This window comes from Psychrobacter sp. Sarcosine-02u-2 (assembly GCF_002836335.1).
GTDB classification, from domain to species: Bacteria; Pseudomonadota; Gammaproteobacteria; order Pseudomonadales; family Moraxellaceae; genus Psychrobacter; species Psychrobacter faecalis.
The window spans coordinates 1-299 of sequence record NZ_PJBX01000087.1 but is presented as its reverse complement, the minus strand read 5'-3'; the positions used below and the strand labels follow the sequence as shown (position 1 = coordinate 299).

Below are 299 nucleotides of genomic sequence, written 5' to 3'. Positions count from 1 at the left end.
TACAGCTGTGCCACTTTATCCTTAGTAAAGCGTTTATCATCTATTAAAGAGGTGATGTATCGTCTTGTCTTACCCTCATAACGACACTCAATTAATCGAGCTTGCCAAGTATCGGGTAGGTTTGGGTTTTTCTTTTGAGCTTGGGGAGAAACCGGCATTTGTATCAAGTAGTCCCCTTCACTAAAGGTTTCAATCACAGTGTAACGCAGATTATCTTTAGCCCGCATAAGCCAATGACTGTTTGGATGGGTTTGTTGCCAACTGATAAGTAGGTCTGCTGAGAAATAGGCTCTATCAAA

The 299-nt window shown here is 41.5% G+C and carries 1 pseudogene; it reads right to left on the bottom strand.

Annotated features, from left to right (window positions below):
- A pseudogene (locus tag CXF58_RS01380) lies at window positions 1-299 on the bottom strand (DDE transposase); the annotation flags it as partial.